At 52.2% G+C, this 17,509-nt stretch carries 20 protein-coding genes; 10 read left to right on the forward strand and 10 right to left on the reverse strand.

The annotated features are described in order from the left end of the window. Window positions 1–29 precede the first annotated feature (29 nt). The gene (gene rnt / locus PMPD1_RS10710; RefSeq protein ID WP_173634021.1) at window positions 30–704 is read right to left on the reverse strand and encodes a ribonuclease T; all 675 of its coding nucleotides are present in this window, start codon (window positions 702–704) and stop codon (window positions 30–32) included. A gap of 147 nt (window positions 705–851) precedes the next feature. Here rnt and ampC point away from each other — a divergent pair, with 147 nt between their 5' ends. Beyond that, window positions 852–2,009 (forward strand): class C beta-lactamase, encoded by a 1,158-nt coding sequence (gene ampC, locus PMPD1_RS10715; RefSeq protein WP_173634022.1) that lies wholly within the window; start codon window positions 852–854, stop codon window positions 2,007–2,009. A gap of 59 nt (window positions 2,010–2,068) precedes the next feature. Here ampC and gloA read toward each other — a convergent pair whose 3' ends face one another. The 4 genes from gloA to eptA all read right to left on the reverse strand — a co-directional run bounded on the left by gloA (window position 2,069) and on the right by eptA (window position 6,011). Then, the gene (gene gloA, locus PMPD1_RS10720) at window positions 2,069–2,476 is read right to left on the reverse strand and encodes a lactoylglutathione lyase (protein WP_173634023.1); all 408 of its coding nucleotides are present in this window, start codon (window positions 2,474–2,476) and stop codon (window positions 2,069–2,071) included. Between the two features lie 116 nt (window positions 2,477–2,592). Beyond that, window positions 2,593–3,690, reverse strand: coding sequence for an alkene reductase (locus PMPD1_RS10725; protein ID WP_173634024.1), 1,098 nt, complete (start codon window positions 3,688–3,690; stop codon window positions 2,593–2,595). 50 nt (window positions 3,691–3,740) lie between these two features. Beyond that, on the reverse strand, window positions 3,741–4,334 hold the full coding sequence (locus tag PMPD1_RS10730) for a TetR/AcrR family transcriptional regulator (RefSeq protein WP_173634025.1): 594 nt from the start codon (window positions 4,332–4,334) through the stop codon (window positions 3,741–3,743). 27 nt (window positions 4,335–4,361) lie between these two features. Beyond that, window positions 4,362–6,011 carry a phosphoethanolamine transferase EptA gene (gene eptA, locus PMPD1_RS10735; RefSeq protein WP_173634026.1) on the reverse strand — a complete coding sequence of 550 codons (1,650 nt, stop codon included), beginning with the start codon at window positions 6,009–6,011 and terminating at the stop codon, window positions 4,362–4,364. A 221-nt stretch (window positions 6,012–6,232) separates the two neighbouring features. Here eptA and PMPD1_RS10740 point away from each other — a divergent pair, with 221 nt between their 5' ends. Continuing rightward, on the forward strand, window positions 6,233–6,472 hold the full coding sequence (locus PMPD1_RS10740) for a DUF1289 domain-containing protein (RefSeq protein ID WP_173636188.1): 240 nt from the start codon (window positions 6,233–6,235) through the stop codon (window positions 6,470–6,472). Here PMPD1_RS10740 and PMPD1_RS10745 read toward each other — a convergent pair. Then, window positions 6,469–6,825 (reverse strand): hypothetical protein, encoded by a 357-nt coding sequence (locus PMPD1_RS10745; RefSeq protein ID WP_173634027.1) that lies wholly within the window; start codon window positions 6,823–6,825, stop codon window positions 6,469–6,471. The two genes, PMPD1_RS10740 and PMPD1_RS10745, sit on opposite strands and share 4 nt — an antisense overlap. Before the next feature lie 277 nt (window positions 6,826–7,102). Here PMPD1_RS10745 and PMPD1_RS10750 point away from each other — a divergent pair, with 277 nt between their 5' ends. Both PMPD1_RS10750 and PMPD1_RS10755 read left to right on the forward strand, forming a co-directional pair. Beyond that, entirely contained in the window at window positions 7,103–7,999 is an 897-nt protein-coding gene (locus PMPD1_RS10750; protein WP_173634028.1) for an aldo/keto reductase, read from the forward strand. Window positions 8,000–8,053: 54 nt separating this feature from the next. Further along, the gene (locus PMPD1_RS10755) at window positions 8,054–8,398 is read left to right on the forward strand and encodes an MliC family protein (protein ID WP_173634029.1); all 345 of its coding nucleotides are present in this window, start codon (window positions 8,054–8,056) and stop codon (window positions 8,396–8,398) included. A 39-nt stretch (window positions 8,399–8,437) separates the two neighbouring features. Here the strand turns inward: PMPD1_RS10755 and PMPD1_RS10760 are convergent, their stop codons facing one another. From PMPD1_RS10760 to PMPD1_RS10770, 3 genes are read right to left on the reverse strand one after another with little or no spacing between them, the layout of a single operon-like run. Then, complete coding sequence (locus PMPD1_RS10760) at window positions 8,438–10,432, reverse strand: FUSC family protein (protein ID WP_173634030.1); 1,995 nt, start codon at window positions 10,430–10,432, stop codon at window positions 8,438–8,440. Window positions 10,433–10,439: 7 nt separating this feature from the next. Continuing rightward, complete coding sequence (locus tag PMPD1_RS10765; RefSeq protein WP_173634031.1) at window positions 10,440–11,297, reverse strand: efflux RND transporter periplasmic adaptor subunit; 858 nt, start codon at window positions 11,295–11,297, stop codon at window positions 10,440–10,442. 4 nt (window positions 11,298–11,301) lie between these two features. Further along, window positions 11,302–11,538, reverse strand: coding sequence for a DUF1656 domain-containing protein (locus tag PMPD1_RS10770; RefSeq protein WP_173634032.1), 237 nt, complete (start codon window positions 11,536–11,538; stop codon window positions 11,302–11,304). Window positions 11,539–11,686: 148 nt separating this feature from the next. On the opposite strand from PMPD1_RS10770, the gene slyA reads away from it, so the two are divergent. After that, window positions 11,687–12,130 (forward strand): transcriptional regulator SlyA, encoded by a 444-nt coding sequence (gene slyA / locus PMPD1_RS10775; protein WP_173634033.1) that lies wholly within the window; start codon window positions 11,687–11,689, stop codon window positions 12,128–12,130. Window positions 12,131–12,187: 57 nt separating this feature from the next. Here the strand turns inward: slyA and PMPD1_RS10780 are convergent, their stop codons facing one another. Further along, the gene (locus tag PMPD1_RS10780; protein ID WP_173634034.1) at window positions 12,188–12,655 is read right to left on the reverse strand and encodes an outer membrane lipoprotein; all 468 of its coding nucleotides are present in this window, start codon (window positions 12,653–12,655) and stop codon (window positions 12,188–12,190) included. 288 nt (window positions 12,656–12,943) lie between these two features. Here PMPD1_RS10780 and anmK point away from each other — a divergent pair, with 288 nt between their 5' ends. The 5 genes from anmK (at window position 12,944) to pdxY (ending at window position 17,492) form a co-directional block, all read left to right on the forward strand. Continuing rightward, the gene (anmK, locus tag PMPD1_RS10785; protein WP_173634035.1) at window positions 12,944–14,068 is read left to right on the forward strand and encodes an anhydro-N-acetylmuramic acid kinase; all 1,125 of its coding nucleotides are present in this window, start codon (window positions 12,944–12,946) and stop codon (window positions 14,066–14,068) included. A 46-nt stretch (window positions 14,069–14,114) separates the two neighbouring features. Continuing rightward, entirely contained in the window at window positions 14,115–14,426 is a 312-nt protein-coding gene (locus PMPD1_RS10790; protein ID WP_173634036.1) for an MliC family protein, read from the forward strand. A 68-nt stretch (window positions 14,427–14,494) separates the two neighbouring features. Next, entirely contained in the window at window positions 14,495–15,151 is a 657-nt protein-coding gene (pdxH, locus tag PMPD1_RS10795) for a pyridoxamine 5'-phosphate oxidase (RefSeq protein ID WP_173634037.1), read from the forward strand. Between the two features lie 132 nt (window positions 15,152–15,283). Further along, a complete protein-coding gene (gene tyrS, locus PMPD1_RS10800) occupies window positions 15,284–16,558 on the forward strand; it encodes a tyrosine--tRNA ligase (protein ID WP_173634038.1) in 1,275 nt (424 codons plus the stop codon). 70 nt (window positions 16,559–16,628) lie between these two features. Beyond that, a complete protein-coding gene (pdxY, locus tag PMPD1_RS10805) occupies window positions 16,629–17,492 on the forward strand; it encodes a pyridoxal kinase PdxY (RefSeq protein ID WP_173634039.1) in 864 nt (287 codons plus the stop codon). Window positions 17,493–17,509: the final 17 nt, after the last annotated feature.

Raw genomic sequence — 17,509 nt, forward strand, 5'->3', positions numbered from 1 at the left:
AGGCGGGTGTTTACCCGCCCTGGTGCAGGTTAGAGGGATGCCTCGTCGTCCGGGGCATCTTCTTCATCCACCGCCAACGGCGGCCAGCCTCCCAAGCGTTTCCAGCGGTTCACTAACTCACAAAATAACGATGCGGTCTGCTCAGTATCATACAGAGCGGAATGCGCTTGCGTACTATCGAAAGGAATCCCTGCCGCTTTGCAGGCTTTTGCCAGCACCGTTTGGCCGACAACCAAACCGCTTAGCGCGGCGGTATCAAACGTTGCGAACGGATGGAAAGGGTTGCGCTTCAGGCCCGCACGCTCCGCGGCTGCCGTCATAAAACTGTGATCAAACGTCGCGTTATGTGCCACGATAATCGCGCGGTTACAGCCTTGATCCTTAATTCCTTTGCGAACCATTTTGAAAATGGCATGCAGCGCGTCATATTCACTGATTGCACCGCGCAGCGGGTTATGTGGATCGATTCCGGTAAAGGCCAGCGCCTCCGGTTGTAGCTGGGCGCCTTCAAAAGGTTCAACGTGGAAATGCAATGTTTCATCCTGCTGCAGCCAACCGTTTTCGTCCATTTTTAGCGTAATCGCGGCAATTTCCAGCAGGGCATCGGTTTTGGCATTAAAACCGGCCGTTTCCACATCAATCACCACCGGATAAAACCCACGGAAACGTTCAGACAAGGTGTTTAATGGTTTCGATTCAGACATCAGGATCTCATTGGTGGAAAAATGCAGCGCGCATTATGGCAAATTTTAAGGTGGCTTGCAGTAGTGGGAAAAAACAAGGGCAGTCATACTGCCGTTAATCGGTTTATTATTGAATTGAAATAATCTTTACGAAAGGAAGGTTTTCGCATGAAAAAAAGGTTTCCTTATGCGCTTTTGTTGGCGACGTTTGCCGTCTCCCCACTCTGCAGCGCCGGGCAGCAGGCATTGTCAGAGCAACAAATATCGGCGCTGGTCAACCGCACACTGACGCCACTGCTCAAAGAACAGGCGATTCCTGGCATGGCGGTTGCGGTGCTTTATCATGGCAAACCTTACTATTTCAATTATGGCCTGGCGGAGTTAAATCACCGACGTCCGGTAACGGAGCATACGTTGTTTGAACTGGGTTCATTAAGTAAAACCTTCACCGGCATTCTCGGCGGTTATGCGGTACAAACCGGTCGGCTTAACCTGAATGATCCCGTCGCGAAATACTGGCCTGCGCTAACCGGTCAACAGTGGCAAGCGATCACCATGTTACAATTAGCCACCTATACGGCGGGCGGCCTGCCATTGCAGTTACCGGATAACGTGACCGACGAGAAGTCGCTGTTTAATTATTATCAGCAGTGGCAGCCGCGTTGGACGCCGGGCACCAAACGTAATTATTCTAATGCCAGCATTGGCTTGTTCGGCGCGCTGGCGATTAAAAACACCGCCTTATCATATGAAGACTTTATGACCCGGCACGTTTTCCAGCCGTTAAAGCTTACCCACACCTTTATTACGATCCCTGCTGTCGAGCGAACGAATTACGCCTGGGGATATAAGAATGGGCAAGCGGTGCGTGTTTCGCCGGGAATGCTTGATGCACAAGCATATGGAATCAAATCCACCGCGCACGATATGTTGCGTTTTATGCAGGCCAATATCACGCCCGAACGCGTGACGAACCGCCAGGTCAGGCAGGCGATTGCGCTGGCGCAGTCTCGTTATTATCAGGCAGGGGAGATGTACCAGGGATTGGGCTGGGAAATGTATAACTGGCCGCTGAACCCGGAGGTGGTTATTAAGGGCAGCGATAATCAGGTAGCATTAGCGCCACAAAACGTAACCGCCTTAAATCCGGCGCAACCGGCGGTTGCCGCATCATGGGTTCACAAAACCGGCGCGACCAATGGCTTTGGCGCGTATGTGGCCTTTGTGCCGCAGGAGCAAAACGGTATTGTGATGTTGGCGAATAAAAATTATCCGAATCGGTTGCGAGTGAAGGCGGCTTACCAGATTTTGCAGGGCTTGCGCTAAACGCTTTGCACGCCGCGCAGAAAAACAAGCGGGCGCCTGAAGGCGCCCGCATCGATCAATTAATCACCTAAGGCTCCGCCAGCCTGTGCGTTCTCAATCAGCTCGATTTTGTAACCATCCGGGTCTTCAACAAAAGCAATAATCGTCGAACCGCCTTTTACCGGGCCGGCTTCACGGGTGACGTTACCGCCATCGTTACGGATACGTTCACAAGTTGCCGCCACGTCATCAACGCCAAGTGCGATATGACCATAGGCGCTGCCCAAATCGTATTTGTCGACGCCCCAGTTGTAGGTCAGTTCAATGACAGCGCCCTGGCTTTCATCGGTATAGCCTACGAAGGCTAGCGTATACTTATACTCAGTGTTTTCGCTTTGGCGCAGTAAACGCATGCCAAGGACACGGGTGTAAAAGTCGATAGAACGCTGTAAATCGCCAACGCGCAGCATGGTATGAAGTAAGCGCATAACACTCTCCTGATTATGAATGTCATCGTCCGATGACAGAAAAAAACGACCTAAGTATAGCGTTGATTTCTCAACACCTATGGCTTAGGTCGTAACAACACATTACTCGTCGCGATTTATAAGGTCGGGTAATCGGTGTAACCTTCCGCCGAACCGCCGTAGAACAGATCCGGTTTCGGCTCATTTAACCCCGCCTTAGCGCGTAAACGCTCTACCAGGTCCGGGTTCGCGATATAGCTACGGCCAAACGCGACGGCATCAATTAAACCTTGCTCAATCAGTGCTTCCGCTTTTTCCGCAGTATACGCGCCAGCGCCAACAATCACGCCAGGATAAACCGCGCGGATTGCCTTACGGAATGCTTCGCTATAAGGTTTACCGCCAGCCCAGTCCGGCTCAGAAATATGCAGGTATGCCAGATTACGTTTCGCCAACTCGCCGATGTAGTACAGCGCTGCCGCTTCCTGGTCTTCACCATTGTCGAGGCCATTGAATGGGCCTAATGGGGAAATACGGATACCAATACGGTCTGCGCTCCATCCGTCAATTGCGGCATCAACCACTTCTAGCGCAAAGCGCGTACGGTTTTCAACGCTCCCGCCATATTGATCAGTACGCTGGTTAGAGGCCGGTGAAAGGAATTGATGAATCAGATAACCGTGCGCTGAGTGTAGCTCCAACAGATCAAAATCCGCTTCACGTGCATTGATCGCCGATTGACGGAAGTCGCCCACGATTTGCTTAATCTCTGCCAGCTCCAGCGCGCGCGGTGTTGATGTCTCTTCACGAATAGCATGGCCTTGCGCATCGCGCAGGGAGGTACGCGTACCGGCAGCGATGGCGGAGGGCGCGACCGGCGCCTGCTGGCCGGGCTGTAAGCTACTGTGGGAAATACGACCGGTATGCCACAGTTGAACCGAACTGTGGCCGCCTGCCTCGTGGATACCAGCATTGATCGATTTCCATGCGGCAATTTGTTCCGCCGTATGCAGGCCGGGAGCGCCAGCATAACCTTTCGCCTGGAAAGAGATCTGCGTAGCTTCAGTAATGATTAAACCGGCACTGGCGCGTTGGCGGTAGTATTCGCCCATCAATGGCGTAGGGATATCGCCAGGTTCGATACTGCGCAGACGCGTCAGCGGAGCCATGAAAATACGGTTTGGAACAGTAATGGCACCCGTTTTGAGCGGGGAAAACAGCTTGGTTAATTCCATAAGTGACTCCTGTATTAGACCGGTCGTCTAGAAAGCGCTTTTTTTAAAAATCACGCGATAGTTAACATACGTTCTATTTCGACAAGCGCATTAGCCAGTGGCCCGCTATCTCGTCGCATTTTACTTTGCAGGCTGGCGCCCAACCAAAGCAGGTAAATTGTTTCTGCTATGTCGTCCGGCGAGCGCGCCAAGCGTAATGCGTTCTTGGTGCTGGCCTGCTGCAAGGCATGGGTCAAAATCTCGATCACCGCCGCAGAGCCATTATTCATCGCATTACGCATCTCTTCGGAGAGATCGCACACTTCAGCCGACAGTTTTACCGCCAGGCAGCCTTCAATATGCCCATGCTCGCGAAAGGTCCGCTCCGCGCGCGCATAATAGTCGAGAATGCGTTGGCGCGGGTTACTCTCTTCGTCCGCAAACCAGGCGCGTAGCACATGATTGGACAAGGCGAAATACCGTTCCAGCAATGCAACGCCGAACGCCTCTTTTGAGCGGAAATAGTGATAAAACGATCCCTTCGGCACGCCAGCAAGGCTGAGCAATTCGCTGAGCCCCATACCGGTAAAACCGCGTTGCAGACAAAGCTGCTCGCCAGTGGCAAGCAGATGTTCACAGGTATCGTTGCGAGTAACTTTATTCATGCGCCACAGACTAGTAGACCAGTTGGTCTAATGCAACTCCGAAGAGGTCGATTGGCACGCTTTGTTCATATCCAGTTGCGGTTGGTACTCGCTGGTTTGAATATTGAACATGCCAAGCAGGGTATGGAACAGGTTATCCTGCGAGACGGCATCCTCTTGCGCGTGCTGACGGAGACAGTTTTGGTTGATGCCAAAGGTTGAGGCATAGTCAGGAGACATCCACATCAGCAACGGAATGTGCGTTTGCTGCTCAGGCGCGAACACATAAGGCGTACCGTGCAGATACATGCCGTGCTCGCCCAGCGACTCACCGTGGTCGGAAAGGTAGATTAGCGCGACATTAAATTTACCGCTCCAGCCTTTCAACAGATTGATGGTATCGCTGACCATCGCATCGGTATACAACAGCGAATTATCGTAGGTGTTGATGAGTGCCTGATGGTCGCAGTCCTGGATCTGATTGCTGTCGCAGGTTGGCGTGAAATGGCGCATTTCCGGCGGATAGCGAAGATAATAGGCCGGGCCGTGGCTGCCCATTTGATGCAGGACAATGACGCTGTCGTCATGGAGGCCTTCAATATAGTTATTCAGGCGTTGTAATAACGCGCCATCGCGACAGTAGCCCTTAGCGCAAAATTCAGGCAAGCGCCATTGCGTCATATCCGTATGTGGGACGCGGTCACAGGCACCTTTACACCCGCCATCATTTTCACGCCACAGCACGTTCACGCCGGCATGGGCCAAAATATCAAGCGCGCCTTCCTGATGATGTGCGAGGTTGGCGTTATAGTGGACACGCGGCATATTGGAAAACATGCAGGGCACGGAAATGGCGGTTTCTGTGCCACAAGAGGTGGCATGTTGATAGTAGATCACCTGCTGTTTTTTCAACTGCGGATTAGTCTCCCGCTGATAACCGCCAAGCGAAAAGTTTTCTGCCCGGGCGGTTTCGCCCAACACAAAAATGACCAACGTTTTTTTATGCTCCGCGCGGATGATGGGGCCTTTTTTCGCGTCCTGACCGATGCGAACCAGTGTTTGGTCGCCCTGAAACCAGCGGTCGTGGATGTAGTGACCGCTGCCACTGACAATATTGACTGGCGTTATCATTTTCACCAGCCCTTTATTATTGCGGATCATCGAGGCGTAATCTTTATAAAACAACGCGGCAACGAGAAGAATAAGTAACAGGGCGCCAAGGCTATAGAGTGCGCGGAGGGCGAGGCTAAACCACCATGGGCGGTTTTGTTCAATCTTGCAAAATGCGATGAGTAGCACCGGCAGCACGCCTGCCAACGCCATCCACATCAGATAGCTACCGGTAAGGAGTGCAGAGGCCTCTTGCAGGTCGGTCTCAAACACGTTTTGCACCATATTGGTATCGATGACCGTGCCAAAGTTATACATAAAGTAGTTGGCTGCGGCGCTCACCAGCACCAGTATGATCAACAGGGGTTTGCGTATCCACGGCAGTGCCAGTAGATTAAAAATTAGCGTGAAGGCTGCAAAAAGAACCAGCGGGATTGAGGCGATAAACAGTGTATCGTGCAGATTGATGCGTGGCGTCAGCTTCCAGGCATCGGCGATAAATAACCCGTTAAAAGCGAGCGTAAAAAATGCAGCGCAGAGGAAATTAAACGTTATTTCGTTACAACGTAACTTTGGAGAAAAATGCATAATGACCAATAAGCAGAAGAGATTATGCACAGCATAAAAGGAAAAGCTTAGAGAAACCTTAATGCTGATTCAACGAAATCGCAGCAGTTTGCGCGCACGTTTACTGATGCGTAACCAACGGTAAATAGTCTCGCCGGATGTTGCCGGAAACCCGCGAGTAACTTGCACAACCTGCGTAAGACGTCTTCAATAGAGGGACGGTGTGATAAACAGGAGCGATGGTGGCGGAACAACTTGAGTTCTTCCCGGTACCCAGTCCGTGCCGGGGTATCTGTCAGTCCGATGAGCGCGGTTATTGCCGTGGCTGCCTGCGTAGCCGTGATGAGCGTTTTAATTGGATGAAATATAGCGATGCGCAAAAGCGCGAGGTGTTACGCCTGTGCCGCCAGCGCTACCTGCGCCTGCACCGCACCGCGAAAAACGATCTCCCCGCCGACCCGGAACAACCGTCACTGTTTTAATCAGAAGGGAAAAGTTGTTTTATTTTGCTGATGATGATGGCGCTATCTTGCGATGCATATTGCATAACGGTGAGGTGAATAATTTTACTTTTGTTGAAACCTCCCGTATAGAAGCGATATTTTAATCCGGGAACGCAGACGATAAGATCAGCCGCTTTCTCGATCAATTCAATATCCGATTCGGTATCATCTCTCTTTACGGTCCAGTTGGGGTTTTTCTTATTTAGTGTGTGTTGTAATGCATTGATATAGTTACACTCTTTTCGCCAGCTAAAATAACCCGAACTAAGCATTAGAGAACACCCAAGCATTGGGCTCGGGTTACAGACAAAATAAATAATCCTTTTTTTCATACTGCCACCTACCTGTGATTTTATTATTTCCTGTGCTACTAAGTAGCCTGTATCTCTTATAACAGTTGAATATTGGCGTCAACGATGAGTGGAGAAATGGCTCGCTTTTTAGCAGAAATATAGTGTTGTTACTCATCTCTTTTACGAGCTTATCTGTAGCCACTTCTCCAGCCAACAACCGTCACTGTTTTGATATTACGCGCATTTTTCCCGGCTGATTACGCTATACTGACGCGCTAAAATCGTTGATGCGCCAACAGGCCGCAGGAGAGAAATCATGACAGAACGTCTGCATATTGCGCCGCAGGGACCGGAATTTTCACGACTGGTAATGGGATACTGGCGCTTGATGGAATGGGGTATGACCCCACAGCAACTGGTCGGTTTTATTGAGCAACATCTGGAACTTGGCATCACCACGGCCGACCACGCCGATATTTATGGCGGCTATCTCTGCGAAGCCGAGTTCGGTAAAGCACTGCGCCTTGAACCATCACTACGCCAACGCCTTGAGCTGGTAACCAAATGTGGGATTGCGACCACCGCCAATCCGCAGAATAAAATTGGCCACTACATTACCGAAAGTGGTCATATTATTAGCAGTGCCGAAACCTCTCTGCGCCACTTCAATACGGATTATCTCGACCTGCTGTTGATCCATCGCCCGGATCCGCTGATGGATGCTGATGAGATCGCAGAAGCCTTCATCAGCCTGCACCAAAGCGGTAAAGTGAAACATTTCGGTGTCTCTAACTTTACCCCGGCACAATTCTCGCTATTGCAATCGCGCCTGCCGTTTACGCTGGCGACTAATCAACTGGAGATTTCTCCGATACATCAGCCGCTGCTGCTGGATGGCACGCTCGATCAGTGTCAGCAACTGCGCATTCGTCCAATGGCATGGTCTTGTCTGGGCGGCGGGCGCCTGTTTAATGATGCGGAGTTCGCGCCGTTGCGCGATGAGCTCCAGACGGTGATGCAGGAAACCGGCGCAGAGAATATTGAACAAGTGGTCTACGCTTGGGTGATGCGTCTGCCGTCGCAACCGTTGCCGATTATTGGCTCAGGTAAGATTGAGCGTGTACGCGCGGCGCTGGGCTCATTGAAAATTAATCTGACTCGCCAACAGTGGTTCCGCATTCGCAAAGCGGCGTTGGGATACGATGTACCTTAAAAAACCGCTGATGTTGGTTCCTCGGCGTAGTACGGTAAACAGAAGGAAACTGTCATGAAATATTTACCGTTGGCGGCAATGGTCGCCGCTTTAACCCTTTCTGCCTGCCAGCAACGGCAGGCTCCCACGTTAACGCTGCCCGGTCAGGGGCCGCAGCAAACCAGCCGTTTGGTTTATCATTGTGATGATGGCACACAATTAAGCGTGACCTACTACAACAACGATCTCAATCGGTTGGCGGTGGTGGCTATACCCGGTCAGGGCGAAGTGGTGATGGCGAATGTCATTGCTGCCAGTGGAGCAAAATATGATGGCAACGCTTTCGAATGGTGGACTAAAGGGAACAGTGGAACCTTCAGCCGCCTAATGGACGATAAACATACCGAGTGTAAAATCTAACCCGGTTAATCATCGGTGCGGCTTCGGCCGCACCTGTGGTTAGACCGCCTGTCTGAGTTGCAACAACGAGCACCAAAGCCGCCACAATATTCCCGCCAGTTCGTTGGTCTGTTCGCTTTTTTGTGCCAGCAACGCGGCAATCATCGCTTCCAGTTCATCCAGAACCTCATTTAGAGAGGTGTGGTGTACCCCTCGTTCGCTAATAATACGATGTAAACCGCGCAAACTGCTGTCGCGCACCGCGGCGAGTGAAGACGAGTCGGTATGCCAGGCACGCAATTGCCAGACAATATGCGAGCAGTTCAGTAATACCACGCCCCAGCGTAGCAGCCAGACACGCGCCTGTTCATCACGGCTGGTATTCAGCTGACTAATACGGTGATAAATCTGCGATTCAAAGCGGCTTTCGCTTAAGCGAGGATGGCGGCCAAGCTGATCGAGAAATTCGCGCCGTAACGCACGAATATTACGGCGGCTTTTACGCTTATCAGAACTGGGACGCAGGATCTGAAACGCTAACCATGCCAGTAACACGCCGCAGACTTTGGCAATATTGTCGTTAAGAAAGGTTTGGTAGTCATAGGTGGGTGGGTTGGTGACGGCAAGGAAGGAACCCATGAAGACGATAAACTGCCCCCACAGCCCGGCAAGTTTCTTTTGTTGCAGCTTAAACAACTGTAACGTTACCACCAGCGGTAGCAAGAACAGAATAAACTGCCATAGAACGCTGACCTGTACCATGATGCCAAATTTAACCACAAAGCTAAACACTGACAGCAGAAGCAAGGTTCTGAGTAGTAATGAGATACTGCCGCCGGGTGAGGGCGCAGAGGAATAGAGCACGCAGGCGATAGCGGTCAACGTTAGCGCCGCGCCGCCGGACTCCCACTGCGTATTAATCCAGAAAGTACAGCCCAGCACAATCACGCAGAAGGTACGTAACGCGCTCCAGGTGGCTTCCGCACTGTCGCTATAACGGGCTAATGAAGGGACCGGCGGTGGTTGAAAACGTGTGTCGGCATCGGCGTGCTCAAACTGGCGCAACCAGCGGCTGACGTTCAAATACATCCAGCAAAAATAACGCAGACGGTGCCAAAAAGCGCGATGACGATAATCTCCCTCCGGCCCCGGCGCGGCGCTCTGTAATATCTGCGCCAGGCGATATTTATCGCAATCGCTACGCGCCAGTTCAGTGAGCAGTTGATGCAATGCGCTAAATAGCCTCTCAGGCGGATCCTGCCAATTGAGCAACATGCGCCGCAAACTGGAGATCACGCTAGTGAGCCGTAGTTGTTGATGTAATACATAATTCAACACATTGTTCTGCCGGCGAAACCGATAATGGCTCCAAAATGCCTGAATGCGCAGCAAATTCATGGTTAGAATTTGACTAATCACATTCTCATGGGCGGTGCGGATCGTCTCGGTGGTTTCTTGTTGCAACAGCAGGCCGGCATGCTCAAGCAAACGGTTATGCATATCTTTTAGCGACTTTATTAACGCATCGCCATCCGAGGTGCTGGGCAATACCATCATCATAAACCCGCCGCACAGAATACCGGAGATAACCTCGCACACCCGTGCCTGGGTAATATCCCACAGGTCATTGATCTCGACGATATTGACGCTACTGAACGCGATGATCGCCGCAGTGTAACCCGCCAGTGAAAAGGCGTAGGCAACGTTATTTTGGAAATGATTGGCAATCCAGGTGCAGAGCGCCAACCATGTGGCGATCGCTAACGTAAATAGCCAGGGTTCATTGAGCGTATGCCCGGCGATCAACAATGCGGCGGCGGCGCCCAGCAGGCTACCGGCAATACGCCCCAAACTTTTACTGATCACACCGCCAATGGTTGGGAAGCTGACCACCGCTGCCGAGGTCATGGCCCAGTAAGGCTCATCCAGATCCAAACCGTAAGCGATACTGAGCGCTAAACACATCGCGATGGCATTGCGTAACGCGTAGCGCCACTGACCGGCAGTGGCCTTTATCCACGGCAACTGTTTCCATTCCAGCCAACTTAGCGTCATTGGCACCTCACGGCTGAATCGAAATAGTGCAGGTGGTACCGGCAACTAACGGAACGTCGGATGGAACATGGGTTAACGTGATGCGTACCGGTACGCGTTGCGCCAGCCGGACCCAAGGCACATTGGGTTTGATATCGGGTACCAGCCCGCTATCGGTTTCAATGCTTTGGTCGTAAATTGCACGACCAATACTCTCCACTTTGCCGCTCAGACGGTGCCCGCTACTGTACAACACAATATTGGCGTTATCGCCCGCGCGGATATGGCGTAGTTTGGTCTCTTCAAAATAACCGATGATATAAAACGAATGGCTATCGACCAGCGCGAACAACGGCGAGCCGCTGGTGGCGTAGTTGCCGGGACGTAGAGTGAGATTGCTGATCCAGCCGTCAGTAGGCGCATAAATTTTGGTTTGTGTCAGGTTCCACTGCGCCTGGTCAAGCGCGGCTTGCGCGGCACGCGCGGTTGCGGCCATGGCATTGGCGTTAAGGTTTGCCGCATCAAGATCTTCTGCCGAGATGACATTCCGCGGCAGGCTGCTACGACGGCGCGCCTCATGCTGTGCTTTTGCCAAATCCGCCTGCGCCTTCGCTAATTGCGCCTGCGCATTGAGCAACGCAATGCGGTAAGGCTCATCATCCAGCGCCAGCAATAGCGTGCCTTTTTTGACAAACTGATTATCTCTCACTTGCAATTGTGTGATGCGCCCGGAAACCTGCGGCGTAATATTCACCAACTCAGCGCGCACTTTACCGTCACGCGTCCAGGGGGATTGCATATAGTAATTCCACAACCACCAACCCGCACATAGCGCAATGGCAAAAACGATCACAGTAGAAAAGTATTTTAAGGTGTTTAATTTCATGACATTACCCAAGGCTCAACAGCCATAACGATCCTGTTACGCACAGCACAAATAAAGAAAGGTCCATCAACGTGGGATGCCAAATCTCGCCGGAGTAGAGCCAGCCGCGAAGCAACGGGTGCAATAATAGCCAGATGAGAAAACCCAGCAATACGGCTTTAAAGATAGGTGGAAAAAACAGCGAAGCGCCAAAAACCAGATCGGTTAGCGGGGCCGGTGAGGAAAAAAAAGGTGTTGCCACGTGTCGTCATCCTTCTTACGGGCGTGGGCGAAGCCCTGAAAAAGTAGTGATGTCTAGCCAGGGATCGCCCTGAATTTGTATTTTGTCCTGTAAACTCGCAGAATAGTCTAAAATCAGGCTTGATAGCTAGCAAGCTAATTATAAGGAGATGAAATTGGATACGCCACTAGGAACGGACTTGGCAAGATTAGTACGCATTTGGCGTGCTTTAATCGATCAGCGGTTAAAACCGCTGGCATTAACTCAAACGCACTGGGTTACGTTACATAATATCCACCAGTTGCCGCCAGAACAGTCGCAGATCCAACTGGCGAAAGCGATCGGTATCGAACAGCCTTCTCTGGTTCGCACGCTGGACCAATTAGAAGAGAAGGGGTTGATTACGCGCTGCACCTGCGCCAATGATCGCCGGGCAAAACGCATTAAGCTGACGAAGCAGGCAGAACCGATTATTCGCGAAGTTGAAAATGTGATTGATGTGACGCGGGATGATATTTTAGCCGGTATCTCACGCCAAGAGGTTGATCAACTGGTCACCCTGATTGCCCGGCTGGAAAAAAATATTCTTGAGCTGCAAAACAAGGGTGAATAATCGGCAATAAAAAAACCGACGCAACGCGTCGGTTTTTTTTCGTCCGTATGATACCCGTTAACGCGGAGAAACGGTGATCTGGCTGCCGTTTGACGCCATCGCGACACGTTGGCCCACGGCATAGCGGCTGGCGTCTTGTTTTTGCACCACCATAATAGTGTTGCCATCATCACGACGAATTTCCAGCTCTACGCCATCCGCTTTGTTAAGCGAGCCCTGCACCCCTTGGCCGGCAACGCCACCCAGCACCGCGCCACCTGCTGTCGCCAGGCTACGCCCCGCGCCGCCGCCAATGGTATTACCCAAAAAGCCGCCCAGCACCGCACCGCCAATGGTGCCAATAACATTGTTATCATCACCACCTTGAATTTTAACCGGGCGAACGTGTACCAACGTACCGTAGCTCACGTTTTGTATCTGTTTCGCTTCGTTGGCGCTGTAGACATCACCGGACAAGGTATCAGTATTGGTACAGCCAGCCAGCGTCATGCCAGCCAGTGCCACGATAAATAAACGCTTGATCATTATAAAACTCCTTTCATGACATTTTCGCTGCCCATAAATGCAGCCAACAATAACCTTATTATATGGCACAAGTCCGGCCTGTTTCCTGTTTATCTTGAAAAAGGCAAGGGTTGTAGCATAGACCACAAGGGCTAAACGAAAATTCAATTGCACCAGATAAAAAGTTTCCGATCGGATAAATGCGTTGCCGGATCCAAAAAACAACAATTAATCATAGAATTACACAGCTAATTTTGCCAGGCTGATAGCAATTAACTTTCTCTTCCGGCACGGAAGTAAGGCAACGTGATGAAATCAGGACGTTATATCGGCGTGATGTCCGGCACCAGTCTTGACGGCATTGATGTGGTTTTGGCGGCGATCGACGAGAATATGGTGGCGCAGCAAGCCAGCTACTGTCACCCGATCCCGCCAGACATTCGGCGCGACATTTTGGCGATTTGCCAGGGGCAGGCGTTAACCTTATCACAACTCGGTCAACTGGATACGCGGCTGGGAAAGTTGTTCGCTGACGCGGTTCTTACCCTGATGAAACAGCAAGGGCTGTCGGCAGAGGAGATTACCGCCATCGGTTGCCATGGGCAAACGGTGTGGCATGAGCCGGAGAGCGAAGCGCCGAATACGCTGCAAATCGGCGATAATAATCAACTGGTCGCCGCCACCGGCGTTACGGTGGTGGGGGATTTTCGTCGGCGCGATATGGCGCTTGGCGGGCAGGGCGCGCCGCTGGTTCCCGCCTTTCATCAGGCGCTGTTAATGCACCCTGTCGAACGCCGGATGGTGTTGAATATTGGCGGTATCGCCAATCTTTCGCTACTGATCCCAGGTATGCCGGTGCGCGGTTATGACACCGGGCCGGGCAATATGCTAATGGATGCCTGGATTTGGCGTCAGCGCGCGTTGCCCTACGATAAAGATGGCGAGTGGGCGCGAGAAGGGACGGTAATTCTACCGTTATTACAGCAAATGCTGACCGATCCGTGGTTTGCGCGACCGGCACCCAAAAGTACCGGGCGGGAGTATTTTAACCTTGGCTGGATTGAGCAACAGTTGAGTCATTTTCCCGGCGTAGCGCCGCAGGACGTGCAAGCGACGCTGGCGGAACTGACCGCCACCACGATTGCGGAACAGGTGTTACTCAGCGGCGGTTGCGAACGCTTAATGGTGTGTGGCGGCGGGAGTCGTAATCCGCTGGTGATGGCGCGGCTGGCCGCGCAGTTAGCAGGGACGGAGGTGTGCTCAACCGACGAAGCGGGCCTGTGCGGCGATGATATGGAAGGGTTGGCGTTTGCCTGGCTCGCTTATCGTACTTTGTCCGGGCTGGCGGGGAATTTACCGGCGGTAACCGGCGCGCGCGAAGAGAGCGTGCTGGGCGCCATTTTCCCGGCAAACTACCCGCCGCGCGGTCACTAACCGACGCGGACGTTATACTCAGGTTTTGATCCCGAAAGGAGAGCCCATGCAAAAATCACTGATGTTAACCATCGTCGCGCTATTATCTGGCTGCGGGCTAATGAAGCAGCATGAAGCGGTACAAACGCTGCATTATACCTGTGGAACTCTGCCATTAAGCGTCACCCAGGATAATCAGCAACAACAGGTCAGCTTCATTATGGATGGTAAACCGCTGGTGCTTAAACAAGAAGCGGCAGCATCAGGGAACCGTTATAGCGATGGTACCTATGTTTTTTGGTCAAAAGGAAATGGCGCGGTGATTGAGCGCAATAACAAAATTGTCATTGATGATTGTGAATTGCATACGGCAGGTTAAGCCGTTGAAGTTCATCAGGATGAGGCGCACAATGGCGCTATCCTTTTCCCTGACCAGAAGCCTGAGCGATGAGCGATAATCAAAGTTTGCAACACATTGCGCACTTGCGCCGTGAATACACACGCGGCGGCTTACGCCGTCATGATCTGCCAGCGCAACCATTGGCGCTGTTTGAAAACTGGTTACGTCAGACCTGCGAAGCGCAATTACCCGATCCTACCGCGATGTGCGTCGCCACGGTTGATGCGCATGGGCAACCGTTTCAGCGTATCGTGCTACTCAAGCACTACGACGAGCAGGGCCTGGTGTTTTATACCAACCTTGGTAGCCGTAAAGCCGCTCAACTGGAAAACAATCCGCGTATCAGCGCGCTGTTTCCCTGGCACTTCCTTGAGCGTCAGGTCATGGTGTTGGGCGAAGTAGAGAAACTCTCTACTCTTGAAGTGATTAAATATTTCCATAGCCGCCCGCGCGATAGCCAAATCGGCGCTTGGGTTTCGCAGCAATCCAGCCGCATTTCGGCACGCGGCGTGCTGGAAAGTAAGTTTATGGAACTGAAACAGAAGTTCCGTCAGGGAGAGGTGCCATTACCCTCTTTTTGGGGCGGCTTCCGCATTAAAATCTCCGCTATGGAGTTTTGGCAAGGCGGTGAACATCGGCTACACGATCGCTTTCTTTATCAGCGTAGCGGCGATGGCTGGACAATTGATCGGCTGGCGCCCTGATTTCGGCAAATATCCTGTTTAAGCGCTGGCGCTGGCTGCCTCAGCGCTTTATTCTATACGCCTTATTTTTTCCGCCACCGGGCGGATAGCTGTGTACCAGCCAGGTGCAATCATTTCTACATGGAGTCATTGATGGCCAGCAGTAACCTGATTCAACAATTGCAAGAGCGGGGCCTTGTGGCCCAGGTAACGGATGAGAACGCGCTGGCAGAGCGACTGGCGCAAGGGCCAATCGCACTCTATTGCGGCTTTGATCCGACAGCCGACAGCTTGCATTTGGGCCATCTGGTACCGTTGCTGTGCCTGAAACGCTTCCAGGATGCCGGGCACACGCCTGTCGCGCTGGTGGGCGGCGCAACCGGGTTAATTGGCGATCCGAGTTTCAAAGCCGCAGAGCGTAAACTCAACACCACCGAAACGGTCAACGAATGGGTGGATAAAATCCGCCATCAAGTGGCGCCGTTCCTTGACTTCGATTGTGGTGACAACAGCGCGGTTGCGGCGAATAACTACGACTGGTTCGGCAGTATGAATGTACTGACCTTTCTGCGTGATATCGGCAAGCACTTCTCCGTTAACCAAATGATTAACAAAGAAGCGGTGAAACAGCGCCTGAATCGTGAAGATCAGGGAATATCCTACACCGAGTTTTCATACAACCTGCTGCAGGGCTATGACTTTGCCTGCCTGAATGAAAAATATGGCGTGGCGCTGCAAATCGGCGGCTCCGATCAGTGGGGGAATATCACATCCGGCATCGATCTCACTCGTCGTCTGCATCAAAACCAGGTGTTTGGCCTGACGGTGCCGTTAATCACCAAATCAGACGGGACTAAATTTGGCAAAACCGAAGGCGGCGCGGTTTGGCTGGATGCGAAAAAGACCAGCCCGTACAAGTTTTATCAATTCTGGATCAATACCGCAGATGCCGATGTGTATCGCTTCCTGAAATTCTTCACCTTCCTTAGCATTGAAGAAATTAATGCGCTGGAAGAAGAAGATAAAAACAGCGGTAAGGCGCCGCGCGCGCAGTTAGTTCTGGCTGAGCAGGTGACGCGTTTGGTGCACGGTGAAGAGGGGCTGGCTGCCGCGCAGCGTATTACCCGCAGCCTGTTCTCTGGCGCGCTGAGTGATATGACCGAGAATGATTTTGATCAATTGGCGCAAGACGGGATGCCGATTGTCGCGCTGGAAAGCGGGCAGGATCTTCAGCAGGCGTTGGTGAATGCTGAATTGGCGCCGTCGCGTGGCCAGGCGCGTAAGCTGATTGACTCTAAAGCCATTAATATTAATGGCGCGCTGCAGGAAGACGCGGAGTATGGCTTTGTGCCGAGCGATCGCTTGTTTAATCGCTTTACCTTATTGCGCCGTGGCAAAAAGAATTATTGCCTGATTGTCTGGCAATAAGCCCGCATTAAACTAAGGGGACGCGATGTCCCCTTTTTAACACCCTCAGGCAGGAAACAGGCCGTTCAGTATGAAAAATATTCTCGCGATCCAGTCCCATGTCGTTTTCGGGCATGCGGGCAATAGCGCAGCGGAGTTCCCGATGCGTCGAATGGGGGCCAATGTCTGGCCGCTCAATACCGTTCAGTTCTCTAATCATACGCAATACGGTCACTGGACCGGGACCGTGATGCCAGCCGCGCATTTAACCGATATCGTGAGCGGCATTGCCGCAATCGATCGGTTAAAGACCTGTGATGCGGTGCTCAGTGGGTATTTGGGGTCGGCGGAACAGGGCGAGCATATCCTGCAAATTGTCAAAGAAGTGAAGGCGGCGAATCCTGACGCATGGTATTTTTGCGACCCGGTAATGGGGCATCCGGAAAAGGGCTGCATCGTCGCGCCGGGCGTCGCTGAATTTCACTGCAACGCCGCACTCCCGGCAAGCGATATTATTGCGCCGAACTTGCTGGAGCTGGAGATGCTGAGCGGGGAGACGGTGAATACCATTGCTGACGCGGTGACGGTGTCACGTAAACTGATCGCCAAAGGGCCAAAAGTGGTGCTGGTGAAACATTTATCCCGCGCTGGTCGTCGTAGCGATCGCTTCGAAATGTTGTTGATTACGCACGATGAAGCCTGGCACATTAGCCGTCCGCTGGTCGATTTTGGCGTGCGGCAACCGGTTGGCGTAGGCGACCTTACCAGTGGGTTGTTGTTGGTGAATTTACTGCACGGCCAGCCGTTGCAACAGGCGTTAGAACATGTGACTGCCGCAGTGTATGAAGTGATGATTAAAACTCACCAAATGGGTGAATATGAATTACAACTGGTGGCTGCACAGGAAGAAATTGCCAAACCACGCCACCATTTTGCCGCCGAAAAGTTGGCATAAGCGCATGTACCACTAAC

The sequence above is a fragment of the Paramixta manurensis genome, assembly GCF_013285385.1.
Classification (GTDB): Bacteria; Pseudomonadota; Gammaproteobacteria; order Enterobacterales; family Enterobacteriaceae; genus Paramixta; species Paramixta manurensis.